This is a genomic window from Mesorhizobium sp. M5C.F.Ca.ET.164.01.1.1 (assembly GCF_004792125.1).
GTDB lineage: Bacteria > Pseudomonadota > Alphaproteobacteria > Rhizobiales > Rhizobiaceae > Mesorhizobium > Mesorhizobium wenxiniae.
On the sequence record NZ_SRTG01000002.1, the window covers coordinates 834,039 to 846,410 of the forward strand.

The following is a 12,372-nucleotide window of genomic DNA, read 5'->3' on the forward strand; positions in this document are numbered from 1 at the left end:
AGGGGTGTTGGACGGAGCGCCGTCGGTGCCAAGCTGGAACACCCCTCATCCGACCGAACTTCGCTCGGCCACCTTCTCCCACAAGGGGAGAAGGAAGAGGCTCCTCTCTCACCGACCAAGCAGCGATCGTGAGGTTGCAGATAGGCGCAGCGTTTCCGTCGGTCTGGCTAGCCTCGACAGCAATGCCTGCCAGGCCGGCGCCGCGGCAAGCGCGGCTTCAACGCTTTCATGGGCGTCCGCGCTGTCGAAGGCGGCGACGCTGATGAAGACGTTTTCACCTGATCTCACCGGCAGGCGGGGAAAGCTGTTTTCGGCATGCTCGGTGACAAACGCAGCAAGTGGCCGCGCGCCAAATTCCGCCAGCGTGGGAATGGCGTCGGTTTCGAAGCGGCTGGCGAAGTCGGCCCCGGCGCCGGGCCGCAGATGGTGAATCTTGATGACAACAATATCCGACAAGCGATTGCGTCCGCTTGGCTTTTCGTAACCCGGCACGGCTGTCCGTTGTGAGCCTGTCAGCTCGAAGCCCGCGCCCGGCCATGCCGGTTTCAGCAACAGCACGTCGTCGGAGGAAATCATCGTGGCGTTGGCGGCATCGCGATAGGCAGCCCACACGGGTCCCTCGTAGAAAGCGGTCAGCGCATTTTTCCGCGCTTCCATACCGTCGAAGCCGCGCAGCCAGACGAACATGTCAGGCCGGTCGAGATCGCGGAACTGACCGATGATGGTCATCCCTGCCGCTTCCTGACCCTCGATCAGGTGACCGTCGAAGATGTCGATCAGCGTGTCCCGCCGGCCAGGTTTCAGCGTGTATTGCCTGAGCTCGACGACCGGCGAGGCATTGAGGCTGGATTTCGACGGGGCATTCGGGGGCAGGCTCATCGCACAATCTCCAAAACAGGGTGCTCATCCTGTTTTTATAGACAGACCGGTTGTCCTGTTTTGTCAATCTGCTATCGTGTGGAAATGTCAGCAGAGATGACCGCTCGCCTGAAGGTGCGGCCCGGGAAACGCACCAACGATCCGGACGGCCTGCGCAAACGCGTGCTCGATGTCGCCGAAGCTTCCTTTCAGGCGCGCGGCTACCACGCATCCAGTCTCGGCGACCTGATGGCGGCGGCGGGCGTCACCGGCGGCGCGCTGCATCATCATTTCCCGACCAAGAAGGCGCTGGCGCTGGCGGTGATCGAGGAACGGGTGGCGGCCGCCGTCGAAGAAACATGGATCGCGCCGGTGCAGGCGGCAGGCTCGGCGCGCGAGGGCGTGCGCAGCGTGTTCGAGGCCGTGGCAACGGAACTGGCGCAACAGGGTTTCGTGCGCGGCTGCCCGCTCAACAATCTGGCGCATGAGCTGTCGCTGGCCGATCCGGATTTTCGCGCTGCCCTTGCCGGCATCTTTTTGGCGTGGCGCCAGGCGATCGCCGATAAGATCAGGGCCGACCAGCAGGCGGGCAGGGAGCAGGACACCGATCCGCCGCGCTTCGCCGCGCTTGCGGTCGCGACCTATTCCGGCGCCATGTCGATGGCCAAGACGGCGCAGGATTCCGGTGTGCTGCGCGATTGCCTGAACGCGCTGGAGCAGGGAGCTTCCCCAGTTTCGTCATCCAAGGGCGGAGCAGGAGCGAAGCGACGTCGCAGGGTGCTGCGGCAGTACAAAGCCTTTTGATCCCGGAGCGCCAGTCGCCCTCTGCCCTGCCGGACTCAATTCGGCAGTGGTTTGATCACCTCGTAGCCGACCACGCTTTCGCCGCTGGTACCCTCGTCATAGCGCCTGGCCAGAACGGCCTGCAGGTCGGGCGCGTAGAGCGCGGTGAATTCATCCTGTGTCTTGCCGGCCTCGTTCTTGATCGTCTGCCTCACGGCGAGCACGTTGTATTTGCAGTCGCCCAGGCTGAAGGTCTCCTTTCCCTTGACGTTGATCTCGAGCGTCTCGATGCCCTTCGGTTGTTTGTTTGCTGCGAGACGGACGAATATGGTCTTGCTCTTCGCCCCGGCCTTGAGCGGAAACAGCTTTCTGAGATCGGAAAACGGGATCATGGCAAGCTGACCGGTCTCGCTGTCGCGAAACACCTCGATCAGGCCGCCGAACAGAAACTGCGTCTGCGGCGATTGGGATTGGTATTCGTTGGCAACCGACACCATTCCAGCCGCCGCCGGTCGAAACTCGCTGTGGATGCCGGGCCTTTCGAGAATGAAGCCGGCCTTGGCGGCTTTGGCGTCGATACACTCGGCACCATGAACGGCGCTCGCCAGCATGGTGAGTGCCGTGCCGATGGATATAGACTTCATAGCGTCCTCGTCTGCCCGCGCAAGTTGAGTCCTGACGCTAAAGGAATGCCAGACCTGCGGCACCGTGTCGACATACCGTTCGAGCCAACTGGACGAAGAGGCGCCGGCTGTGCTGAATCTCGCGTCATGAATCGCATCTCGGCAGGATCTCTCTCCCGGCGCAGCTTCCTGGCACAGGCGGCAGCGTTTGCTGCAGCCGGCGCCCTTGTGCGACCGGCGTTCGGAGGGACCGGGCAGGGCATTCCGCCTGTCGACGCCACCTTCCTGTTCGTCGCCGATGTCCATGCCTGCCGCATGGCCAGCGGGCTGAGCCCCAATTGTCAGCAGGAAGGCAAGACCGACGCCGCCTTGCTGCGCAGTGTCGCCGCGTTGAACGCCATCGGCGAGAAGGACTGGCCGGCCGAAATCAACGGCATAGCCACCGGCCTGCGCTCAGCCGGCAGCCGCATCGGCACGCCGCTCGGCCTCGTCGTCGGCGGCGACATGACCGACGACGGCGGCGGCCAGGTCACCCAGCCCAGCGAAGGCACGCAGCTGCTCCAGTTCAGCCAGCGTTACCAGCAGGGCGTCGGTCCCGATCGCGTGCATGTGCCGGTCTTTGTCGGACTCGGCAACCATGATCTCGACCAGAACGGCCCGCCGCAGCACGTCGACTGGTACCGCCGCGAAATGCGCGATTATGTCGAGGTCAACCATCGTGCCGGCGTGTTCTTCAAGCCGCCGGTGCCGGTAACCGACTACGATGTCGACACCGACTGCTATTCGTGGGACTGGGGCGGCCTGCATCTCGTCCAGACGCACCGTTTTGTCGGCGACACCGGCCACGGCGCGGTCTCCGGCCTGCCATGGCTGAAGCAGGATTTGGCGGCCCACGCGGCGGACGGCCGCCCTGTCATCCTGTTCCAGCACTATGGTTGGGATATTTTTTCGATCGAAAGATGGGATGCCGCCAAAGGAACCTTCGACGATGACGGCACTGGTGCGCCGCACTGGTGGAGCGAGGCGGACCGGCAGGCGCTGCTGGCGGCGCTGAAGGGCTACAACGTCATCGCCATCTTCCATGGCCACCAGCACGAGACACCGATGATGTACCGCAGCGATGGGCTCGATCTGTTCAAGCCGAAGGCCGCCTATATGGGCGGCTTCGCGGTGGCGCGGGTGACCAGCGACAGCATGGACATAGTGCTTGGCGAAGCTGTCGATGACCATGGCGAAGTCGCCTTCACCAACGCTTTCTCCAAAAGCCTGAACTTGTAACGGCAACTGAAGCAAACGGATGGCCGCCTAAGCCGCTTTCCTCATTGCCATTGAAACGGCGGCGCAGGGATCAGAGCACCTTCCTGAGCTTGTCCTTCATGTCGCCATAAGCTTTCTGCATCTTGCCGGCGATCTTGTCGGCCGCGCCTTCAGCCTGGGGCGATCGCCGCTCGCCATAAAAGAACGCCCCTCGCGCGTTTTATTGCACGGGAGGCGTCCTTTGTGTCAGCCTTTCCTGGGATTGCTCTCATGAACTGCTGACGATACCCAAAATGCACGGATGCCAAAATTGTTCCCGGCATCGTGCGATTTTTTTAACAGCTGACGCTGGCCCGGGTTCGGCGCCAGATCCATTATCGGATTGCCTGCGCAGCCAAGCTTGCGGCGACCGGGCGGCGAAAGCAAAAAAATTGACACGGTGCCAAAAGAAGTCCATAAGCAATTCGTCGATATTTGTTTGACCGACTTTTGTTATCCGCGTGTCCAAGCGCGCCTTTGACGAACTTCCCCCATCAAAATCGAGACAAACGCTTTTGTGCATTCGCATGACGGCGAACGAATATTTGCCACGGAAAGGGTTCGTTATGAGCACAGGCACAGTTAAATGGTTCAACGCCACCAAGGGTTTTGGTTTTATTCAGCCTGATGACGGCTCGGCCGACGTTTTCGTCCACATCTCGGCCGTAGAGCGCGCCGGAATGCGTGACATCGTCGAGGGCCAGAAGCTCGGCTACGAGATGGTCCGCGACAACAAGTCGGGCAAGATGTCCGCCGATCAGTTGAAGGCGGCCTAAAACGGAATTCAGCCTCGCCGGTGACCACGGATGTACTGGCACCGGTGAACGGCGCATTCCAGCGCATGGACCCGGGAAACATCAGTTTCCAGAAAGGATCATGCGGAGATGAGGAAGTGTCAGCGCGTTCAACCGGACGCGCGGCGCTTCAGCGGGAGGTCAGGCAATGCCTGGCCTTTTGCATTTCGCGCTTCACAAATTGGAAAAGAGCACCGCGCGCTCGCTTGAACGTGTTAAGGATGCTCAGCAATTTGAATCCGACTGCCGTATTGCGGCATCATGCTCCGAACCGGGAGAAAGACCTTGACCGCCTCTTCAAAGAAACCCCGCGACCAGGCCGAATCCATCTTCAGCAAGGCCCAGACCCAGTCCATGTCGCTCAACCGCATCATTTCCGAACAGGATGCTGTCAGCGAGGCCCGGGAAGCCAAGACCGCGCGGCTGCGCGAGTTGCGCCTGGAAAAGGAAGCCGACGAGATGGCTGCGGCCGCCGCGCTCGCAGCCTCGCCGAAGCGCGTGGGCAAACGCTGATGGCCACCAAGCGCGTCCCGCAAAAGGCGATCGCCGCCGATTCGACCATCGCCGATGTCGTGGGAGAGCTCGACAAGCCGGTCGAATATGTCCGCCGGGTGCTCGAGAAGCTCGAGCGCTGCAAGCGCGCCCATGGCGATGCCCAGGTCAGGCTCGGCGTGCGTGGCCGCGCCGAATGCCCGAACTATCTGATCGAGTATGTCCGCGAAAATGCCAAGACCCATGAGCGGGTCACCCATCAGGATGCCGCCTATAGCGGCAGCACGCATCGCGAGCTGGCGCCCCGGCACATCGAGGAGGCCAGGAACTGGTCGCCCGAGGAAATGAACATCACGGCGGTCTCGGCGCTGATCGGCCGCCTTCGCAACCCGAATGCGCCATCATCGCGTTTCTCCGACGAGGATTGATATGGCCATAAAATTTTCCGCCAAGGACCAGCCGGCGGCATCCGTTGCCACCGCAAAGCTGGCCAAGCCGGCCGCCGCGCCGAAAGCCGATATTACCGCCGAGGCCGCGACCGATCTGTTCAAGTCGCCGGCAGAAGTGGCGTCGCGCAAGACCAAAAAGAAAAAATAGCGCCTTTGCCGCAAAACGCCGATCTGAATCCGGTTGCGTCAGGGCTGCTTGCCTTAGCGAGCGCCGGAGATTTTTCGCCTCTGGAGGAGCGAGCCGCCCCTCTCTTCGACTGCCAGAGCTGCGGCGCCTGCTGTTCCTATTCATCCGAATGGCCGCGCTTCTCGACCGAGGATGACGCGCAGCTCGACCGGATCCCGCAAGACCATGTGGCCGCCGACGAAGCGGGCATGCGCTGTGACGGCGTGCGTTGCTCGGCGCTTGCCGGCGAGGTCGGCAAGTCGACCGCCTGCGGCATCTACGAGGTCCGACCGGACGTCTGCCGCGCCTGCATGCCCGGTGGCGACGATTGCCTGATGGCGCGTCGCAGCCATGGGCTGCCGACGCTGTGATAACGGGCCTCAGATAGTGTTTTTGTATATCAGGCCGTCTTTCATGATGATTTTGAAGTTGTTGGCTGGATCGGCCACCAGATCGAGGTTCTCCAACGGATTGCCTTCGACGAGCAGGAGGTCCGCGAGCGCGCCTTCTTCGATCACGCCGAGTTTCCCCGGATAGGGGTTGCGACGGCCCGACAGCGCGAGCAGCTCGGCATTGGTCCCGGTCGCCATGACGAGCGCTTCGGCGGGTGTGTACCAGCGGGCAAGCGAGGCCAGGATTGCCCCCTGCTGCTTCGCCAGCGCGCGGGAGAACAGGACATCCGTGCCCCACGCCGTCTTGATCTTGTATTTCTTCGCCAGTTCGTAGGTCCGGCCGATGCCCGGCCACACCTCGTCCGCCTTGGCTCGCTCGACCGAACCCTCCCGGAGGCCTGTCCTCATCAATTCGGGAAGCGGCTGCAAGCTCAGCCAAATGTCCTTTTCGGCGATCAGCCTGGCGGTTGCCTCGTCCATGAGGAAGCCGTGCTCGATGCATTTCACTCCAGCCGCGATGGCCTTGCGGATCGCATCCGAGGTGAAGGCGTGCGCGGCGACGTAGGTGCCCCAATTCTCAGCAATTTCAACGGCCGCCCGCAGTTCGGGCTCGGTGAAGGTGGTGACGTCGAGCGGGCTGTGGGGCGACGACACGCCGCCGCCCGCCGTCAATTTGATCAACGCAGCCCCCTGCATGAACTGCTCGCGGGCACGCAAACGCACCTCGTCGGGGCTGTCCACAACTATGCTGCCGCCGTTCCTCTCCATGGGGGTGAACAAGCCGCCGATCGTCCGAGGCAAGTCGCTCATCTGACGGAAATCCCCATGCCCGCTGGTCACTGTGATCATGGCGCCGGACGGATAGACGCGCGGTCCCGCTATGATCCCCTGATCTATCGCGCGCTTGAGACCGAACGCCGGCCCGCCCACGTCGCGAACGGTGGTGAAGCCGCGCATCAGCGTATCCGTCGCCTCGTCGCCGGCCGCAAGATTGGCGAAGCCGACGTCGCCCATTACCTCAGCCGGGCCGCTCGCAATCAGCATTGCGTGCCAATGCGCATCGATCAGCCCCGGCATCAGCGTTCGCCCGTAGCCGGCAATGCGCCGCGCGCCTTCAGCCTCGATGGGACTCGTCGAGATGCGCGCGATCACATTGCCCTGGACCAGCACGTTCGATGGAGCGGAAAGAGCGGCGCCTTTTCCGTCGAAGATGCGGACATTTTCGAAAAGCACGTCATCGGCGCTGGCGGTGGCGCAAAGTCCGAGCAGGAGAGCCGCCGCAAGCATTTCTCTGCCTGAGCGAAACAAAGTGAAAACGGGGCGCGCAAGAAAGAACAACGCTGCGGCGCAGGACACGGCATGCGCCACGACCTCGCCTTTTGTCAGCTCCTGCGATCCAAAGGATTTGTGACACATGACGATATCCTGCTCCAGGAGGAGGTGGTCACGGCGCATAGGACAAGTTCTAGCTTATACGACATGGTCGTCAAGAAGCGTTCCAGACTGGTCTCTTTCGCAGTGAAGGGTCGTTCGAAGGTCAGGCCGATCGTGGTGATACCAGGGCAAGCAGTGCAAGGTTCGCCTGAGGAAGCGATCAGACGAGGGAGCGCGCCCGGAATGGGTGGGAAGTAGCCGTTCGGTTCATATGCCAGGACAAGCACGTTGCCAGGGGCGGGTATTCGCCTTGGTCTTTCCTGCGAGGCAGCCGCCCAGAACCCAGGAGAAGGATTGGTAACGGGCTACCCTGTCGCTCCAGTCTTGTCACTTAGGTCGGGGCACGCGACCAGGCGCCCACTTCCGAGCGGCTCACGATCTGGCTCGTGAGCGTCTTCACATGTACCGGGCGGTACAGGTTGACCCGCATCATCTGCGCGATGCCGCGCGCGTCGTTGCGATCAGTCTTGTTCGGCTGCGCCTTCAGGAACGCTTTCACATGCCGCGTCTCGATGCAGATGACCGGCAACCCGGCACTCGTCAGCTCCCCGAGAAGCCATTGCGACAAGGGCCCGGCCTCGAGGCCGACCCTTTCAATGTTCAAGGCAGGATCCTTCAGGATGGCGAGGAGATCGTCGGGGTGGCTGACGATCTTCACCTCGCGGCAGATCCTGCCGGATTCATCGACAATGCAAACGGCGGTCTCTTTCACCGCGACATTGAGGCCGATAAAGTGCTTCATGCTGCGCTTCCTTTCCTGATGCTTGTGGCTGTTCGAACAGACCACGTTCTATCATCGGCTCGAAGCGCAGCACCTTCCTGCATCGCCGTCGGAGAAGAGAAGGGGCGCAAGCCGAATACCCCTTCTACCTGGCCCCAGGGCTGGCTTGTGCCCGCGCGGTTCGCTGGCTACCTTGCCGGCGGCAGGGAACAACGCCGGAGGATCATCCTTGAGCATCGAATTCTTGTTGACCTCGCTGATTGTCGTGGCTTCGCCCGGCACCGGCGTTCTCTATACGCTGAGCGCCGGGCTTTCGCGTGGCGCGCGCGCCAGCATCATCGCTGCTTTCGGCTGCACGCTCGGCATCATTCCGCATATGGCGGCCGCCATCACCGGTCTGGCGGCGCTGCTGCACACCAGCGCGCTCGCTTTCGAGACGCTGAAATATCTGGGCGTCGCCTACCTGCTCTACATGGCGTGGAACACGCTGAAAGAGAGCGGCAGCTTGAACGTCGGGCAGGATGTCGCGCGGCGCTCGGCCGGCAAAGTGATCACCTCGGGCATCCTCATCAACATCCTCAACCCGAAGCTGTCGATCTTCTTCTTCGCCTTCCTGCCGCAGTTCGTCAGCACCACCGAACCGCATGCGCTGTCGAAGATGCTGGAACTCAGCACCGTCTTCATGCTTTTGACGTTTGTCGTCTTTGTCGGCTACGGCATCTTCGCCGCCTCGATCCGCAGCCATGTCGTGTCGCGGCCGATGGTACTGACCTGGATGCGCCGCACCTTCGCCGGCGCCTTCGTCGCGCTCGGCGCAAAACTGGCGCTGACCGAGCGGTAGGGCCGTAGTGGCGACTTTGGCTGGTTCAACGGTCGTCTGTGGCCGTCGAACTGCTCGATGCAGATGTTCTAATCCCACCCGACCTCGGCAAACTCGCCAAGGTGGTGGGCATCCTAGAGCCACTCAACCTTCCAGCAAGTAATCCGCCAAGCTGTAGCAGTGGCTCGCCTGGTAGGCGTTCCGCCCCCGGTTCATGTGCGTCAGATTGAATCTCCGAATGGCGCGCAACACCTGGCGGGCTGCGAGGAATTTGTGGATCGAGGCGGAGCCCCGCACATTGATGCCAAAAATGTCCTCGCCGCGCGGGAAGAAACAGCCGACGTCGTCTGGCGTCGTGACGCAGTGCTCGAGAAAAGGTTCGTCCAATTGGCCCCGCGCGGGTGAATGGTCCGTGGTGAAATCCGAAAGATGCACCAGGAATCTTGCACGGACGCCCTCGCCGTCCGCATAGAGCGTGAAAAGCTCCATCCAGCTCGCATTAACGCGGACAAGCGGCTTGTCGGAAGTCGACGGCAGACAAGAAACCGACCAGTAGTGACGCTCGGATTTGCGCGGGATGGGGATGCAGTTTTCGCCGTAGAGCCTTAGAATCTTCAGAACTTCTTGTGCCTGCGGGCGACAAAGCAGCTTCTGAAATCGCGCGACGTACTTGAACCGCAGTTCCATAGACTCCGAGCGCTCGTCGGCGTCACGCAAGTTCGTCTTGCCTTCTATCCAATTGCGCTGCTGCTCAAAATTCAGAAATTGGCGCAGACCAGTAGTGCTGCGGCGAGGAGTCGTGCTCATGGCAGGTGCCCTTAGCGAATGATGAGAACGACAGCAATTCGCCACAGGCAAGCCTCGGCAGTCTGGCGTCTGTGCTGCGACCTGCTGTGTGAGTTGCCCCGGCGAGCTCGGATCTCGTAACATCGGACGGAGGCTCAAGCCCCACGGAATGCCGGCGAGGTCGCGAGTAGCAGGCATTCCCCTATCCCTTCACGTATCCCAGACCTTCGACGATCTTTCCTCCCCGAACGCGCATGATGTTTACCCCTCGAATCCGGTCCGTCTCGTTCTTGCCCCAGCGGAGCTTCCAGCGGATGATCCCGCGGTCCTCGCTGGCCCAAATCTCCTCTGCTTCGAAGACAAGATTCGCAGAGGATGCGATGCCCTTCCAGAAATCGAGGCATGCCTTGCGCCCTTCGTATCGCGCGCCGTCTGGAGTTGGCGCCGTATTTTCGAGAACGCAGCCTTGACCAATCAGATCGTCGAGATCTCCGGGGCGATGCGCCTCAAACGCGTTATGGAAACGTTCAATGATTTTGCGGGTAACTTCGCTGTTGATGTTCATTTTCTCACCTCATTGAGTCATGCAGCCACCGGCTGGCCTTCGCTGGACGCTGGAGGCGCGCTACGACTTGGATGGTCGCGCTCGACTCCATTCCTGCCTGAGAGTGTCCGGCTATGATTATTACGTTCTTCTCTCCTCTAAACTCCGATCCGCTTGTTCGGATCGGCTTCGACCAGGCAGGGGCGCCGATTGACCCGGAGTTTTTGCGTAAGCGAGGGCTTCCACGATCCGGCCGTCTCGGACGCGGATCAGACTGACGCCCCGGAGCGAACCCCCGTCGCCGAAATGAAAGCGCCAGCGGATATTGGCGCGGTCGCCCATCACAAAGGTGTCTTCCACCTCGAAGCGGTTCACGCGGTCGGCCGCCATGGTCTGCCAGAACGTCAGATTCACGTCATAACCTTTGTATCGCGTGCCATCCGGTGCCGGCTGAATCGTCTCCATGACGCAGTCCGGGGCAATGAGGTCTTCGAAGATTGCTGGATCGTGTTCCAGAAACGCCTGATTGAACCTGCGAACGATTTCCGATGTCTCCTTAGATCGCATAACGGCCTCCTTCGAAGACGCCGCTGCCGAGCCGCGGCCGGCCCCAACCTTCTTTCAACGACCCCTGCCATTGGGCCTCTGCCTCACGGATGGTCATTCGCTTTTATCCTCTTCGATGAAAAATGATATATGGACCGATCTACATAATATATAGACCGGTTGTCATATTGCGGGCAAGGCCTATAATGCTCACTCCTGACAGAGGCTGACATGGCGAACGATACACGCACCCGCATGATCGAAGCGACGGCGCTGCTGCTGAGGCAGCGTGGCTATCACGGCACATCGCTCAACGATATTTTGAGCGCCTCCGGTGCGCCGAGAGGATCGCTCTATTTTCATTTTCCGGGGGGCAAAGACCAATTGGTCGTCGAGGTGACGCGCGACAGCGTCAAAAAGGTGACGCAATGGATGGGTGAGGCGCTCGCCGCCGAGCAGGATCCGGCGGTGGCCGTCCACCACATCTACCAGGCGGTCGCACGCATGCTGGAGGATAACCAGTTCACGCTTGGCTGTCCGGTCGCGCCCGTAGTGCTCGACTCGCCGGCCGACATGCCGGAACTGGCCGAATTATGCCGGTCGGCTTTCCAGCAATGGGTAGGCTTGCTGCAAGCGGCCTTCGTCAGGGCAGGGGTGCCCGAGCGCCGCGCCCACGCTCTGGCGTTGCTTGTCGAATCATCGCTGGAAGGGCTGATGGTGATCGCGCGCGCCACCCGCGACCGCGCCCCGGTGCTGGCGGTGGCCGATGAGGTCGCCGCGCTGGTGGAAAGTGCGTTGCCTGCCAAAGAGGTCGCTGACACGGCGCATTAACGACGCCGTCTGAGCCGGGCAGCCCGCTAGACAAAGCAAACAAAAAGGGCGCCTTTCGGCGCCCTTTCCGTGAATGCGAGACAATGCTGGATTAGAAATCCATGCCGCCCATGCCGCCCATGCCGCCGCCGCCCATGCCGCCAGGCATGCCGCCGCCAGCCGCCTCCTTCTTCGGAGCCTCCGCGATCATGGCTTCGGTGGTGACCAGCAGGCCGGCGACCGAAGCCGCATCCTGGAGGGCCGTGCGCACGACCTTGACCGGATCGACGATACCCATGGCGATCATGTCGCCATATTCGCCGGTCTGGGCGTTGAAGCCGAACGTCGGGCCCTTGTTCTCGAGGATCTTGCCGGCAACGATCGATGCTTCCGCACCGGCGTTGGCCGCGATCTGGCGAGCCGGAGCCTGCAACGCGCGACGCACGATGCTGATACCCGCGGTCTGGTCGGAGTTGGCACCGACAGCCTTGATGCTCAGCGAAGCGCGCAGGAGTGCGACGCCGCCGCCGGGAACGATGCCTTCTTCGACGGCCGCGCGGGTCGCGTTGAGGGCGTCATCGACGCGGTCTTTCTTTTCCTTGACTTCGATCTCGGTCGCACCGCCGACGCGGATGACGGCAACGCCGCCCGCCAGCTTGGCGAGACGTTCCTGCAGCTTCTCCTTGTCGTAGTCCGAGGTGGTCTCCTCGATCTGCTGCTTGATCTGGACCACGCGGCCCTGGATCTCGGCCTTCTTGCCGGCGCCGTCGACGATGGTGGTGTTCTCCTTGGAGATCGACACCTTCTTGGCGCGGCCGAGCATGTTGAGGCCAACATTCTCGAGCTTGATGCCGAGGT

Annotated in this window: 16 protein-coding genes and 1 pseudogene; 9 read left to right on the forward strand and 8 right to left on the reverse strand. The window is 61.7% G+C overall.

The features are described from left to right. Nucleotides 1-108: 108 nt before the first annotated feature. Nucleotides 109-879 carry an NIPSNAP family protein gene (locus tag EN807_RS20740; protein ID WP_135936454.1) on the reverse strand — a complete coding sequence of 257 codons (771 nt, stop codon included), beginning with the start codon at nt 877-879 and terminating at the stop codon, nt 109-111. A gap of 96 nt (nt 880-975) precedes the next feature. On the opposite strand from EN807_RS20740, the gene EN807_RS20745 reads away from it, so the two are divergent. Then, complete coding sequence (locus tag EN807_RS20745; RefSeq protein ID WP_135936455.1) at nt 976-1,662, forward strand: TetR/AcrR family transcriptional regulator; 687 nt, start codon at nt 976-978, stop codon at nt 1,660-1,662. 35 nt (nt 1,663-1,697) lie between these two features. Here the strand turns inward: EN807_RS20745 and EN807_RS20750 are convergent, their stop codons facing one another. Next, a complete protein-coding gene (locus EN807_RS20750; RefSeq protein WP_135936456.1) occupies nt 1,698-2,285 on the reverse strand; it encodes a hypothetical protein in 588 nt (195 codons plus the stop codon). 126 nt (nt 2,286-2,411) lie between these two features. Here EN807_RS20750 and EN807_RS20755 point away from each other — a divergent pair, with 126 nt between their 5' ends. The 6 genes from EN807_RS20755 to EN807_RS20780 all read left to right on the forward strand — a co-directional run bounded on the left by EN807_RS20755 (nt 2,412) and on the right by EN807_RS20780 (nt 5,832). After that, nucleotides 2,412-3,542 carry a metallophosphoesterase gene (locus EN807_RS20755; RefSeq protein WP_189522519.1) on the forward strand — a complete coding sequence of 377 codons (1,131 nt, stop codon included), beginning with the start codon at nt 2,412-2,414 and terminating at the stop codon, nt 3,540-3,542. Nucleotides 3,543-4,126: 584 nt separating this feature from the next. Then, nucleotides 4,127-4,336: a cold-shock protein gene (locus EN807_RS20765; protein ID WP_010915421.1), complete on the forward strand. Its 210-nt coding sequence runs from the start codon at nt 4,127-4,129 to the stop codon at nt 4,334-4,336. Nucleotides 4,337-4,639: 303 nt separating this feature from the next. Continuing rightward, nucleotides 4,640-4,867, forward strand: a complete 228-nt coding sequence (locus tag EN807_RS20770) for a hypothetical protein (protein WP_065009018.1) — start codon at nt 4,640-4,642, stop codon at nt 4,865-4,867. Beyond that, nucleotides 4,867-5,274, forward strand: coding sequence for a hypothetical protein (locus EN807_RS20775; RefSeq protein ID WP_065009001.1), 408 nt, complete (start codon nt 4,867-4,869; stop codon nt 5,272-5,274). The genes EN807_RS20770 and EN807_RS20775 overlap by 1 nt, the downstream gene beginning before the upstream one ends. Nucleotide 5,275: 1 nt before the next feature. Continuing rightward, a complete protein-coding gene (locus EN807_RS35625) occupies nt 5,276-5,443 on the forward strand; it encodes a hypothetical protein (protein ID WP_189522520.1) in 168 nt (55 codons plus the stop codon). Between the two features lie 5 nt (nt 5,444-5,448). Further along, nucleotides 5,449-5,832 carry a YkgJ family cysteine cluster protein gene (locus EN807_RS20780; RefSeq protein ID WP_135936458.1) on the forward strand — a complete coding sequence of 128 codons (384 nt, stop codon included), beginning with the start codon at nt 5,449-5,451 and terminating at the stop codon, nt 5,830-5,832. Nucleotides 5,833-5,841: 9 nt separating this feature from the next. On the opposite strand, the gene EN807_RS20785 is transcribed toward EN807_RS20780, so the two are convergent. Together EN807_RS20785 and EN807_RS20790 are read right to left on the reverse strand one after the other, a co-directional pair. Beyond that, nucleotides 5,842-7,140: an amidohydrolase family protein gene (locus EN807_RS20785; protein ID WP_135936502.1), complete on the reverse strand. Its 1,299-nt coding sequence runs from the start codon at nt 7,138-7,140 to the stop codon at nt 5,842-5,844. 526 nt (nt 7,141-7,666) lie between these two features. Continuing rightward, nucleotides 7,667-8,029: pseudogene (locus EN807_RS20790) on the reverse strand (transposase); the annotation flags it as partial. Between the two features lie 208 nt (nt 8,030-8,237). Between EN807_RS20790 and EN807_RS20795 the strand changes: the two are divergent. Beyond that, nucleotides 8,238-8,849, forward strand: coding sequence for a LysE family translocator (locus tag EN807_RS20795; protein WP_135936459.1), 612 nt, complete (start codon nt 8,238-8,240; stop codon nt 8,847-8,849). A 123-nt stretch (nt 8,850-8,972) separates the two neighbouring features. On the opposite strand, the gene EN807_RS20800 is transcribed toward EN807_RS20795, so the two are convergent. From EN807_RS20800 to EN807_RS20810, 3 genes are all read right to left on the reverse strand, one after another. Then, nucleotides 8,973-9,635, reverse strand: coding sequence for a hypothetical protein (locus tag EN807_RS20800; protein WP_135936460.1), 663 nt, complete (start codon nt 9,633-9,635; stop codon nt 8,973-8,975). Between the two features lie 181 nt (nt 9,636-9,816). Next, nucleotides 9,817-10,179 carry a nuclear transport factor 2 family protein gene (locus tag EN807_RS20805; RefSeq protein ID WP_065009126.1) on the reverse strand — a complete coding sequence of 121 codons (363 nt, stop codon included), beginning with the start codon at nt 10,177-10,179 and terminating at the stop codon, nt 9,817-9,819. Nucleotides 10,180-10,299: 120 nt separating this feature from the next. After that, nucleotides 10,300-10,725: a nuclear transport factor 2 family protein gene (locus tag EN807_RS20810; RefSeq protein ID WP_135936461.1), complete on the reverse strand. Its 426-nt coding sequence runs from the start codon at nt 10,723-10,725 to the stop codon at nt 10,300-10,302. Nucleotides 10,726-10,935: 210 nt separating this feature from the next. On the opposite strand from EN807_RS20810, the gene EN807_RS20820 reads away from it, so the two are divergent. Beyond that, nucleotides 10,936-11,535, forward strand: coding sequence for a TetR/AcrR family transcriptional regulator (locus tag EN807_RS20820; RefSeq protein WP_135936462.1), 600 nt, complete (start codon nt 10,936-10,938; stop codon nt 11,533-11,535). Nucleotides 11,536-11,626: 91 nt separating this feature from the next. Here the strand turns inward: EN807_RS20820 and EN807_RS20825 are convergent. Further along, on the reverse strand, nt 11,627-12,372 hold a 746-nt coding region (locus EN807_RS20825), incomplete at its 5' end, for a TCP-1/cpn60 chaperonin family protein (RefSeq protein WP_281405214.1).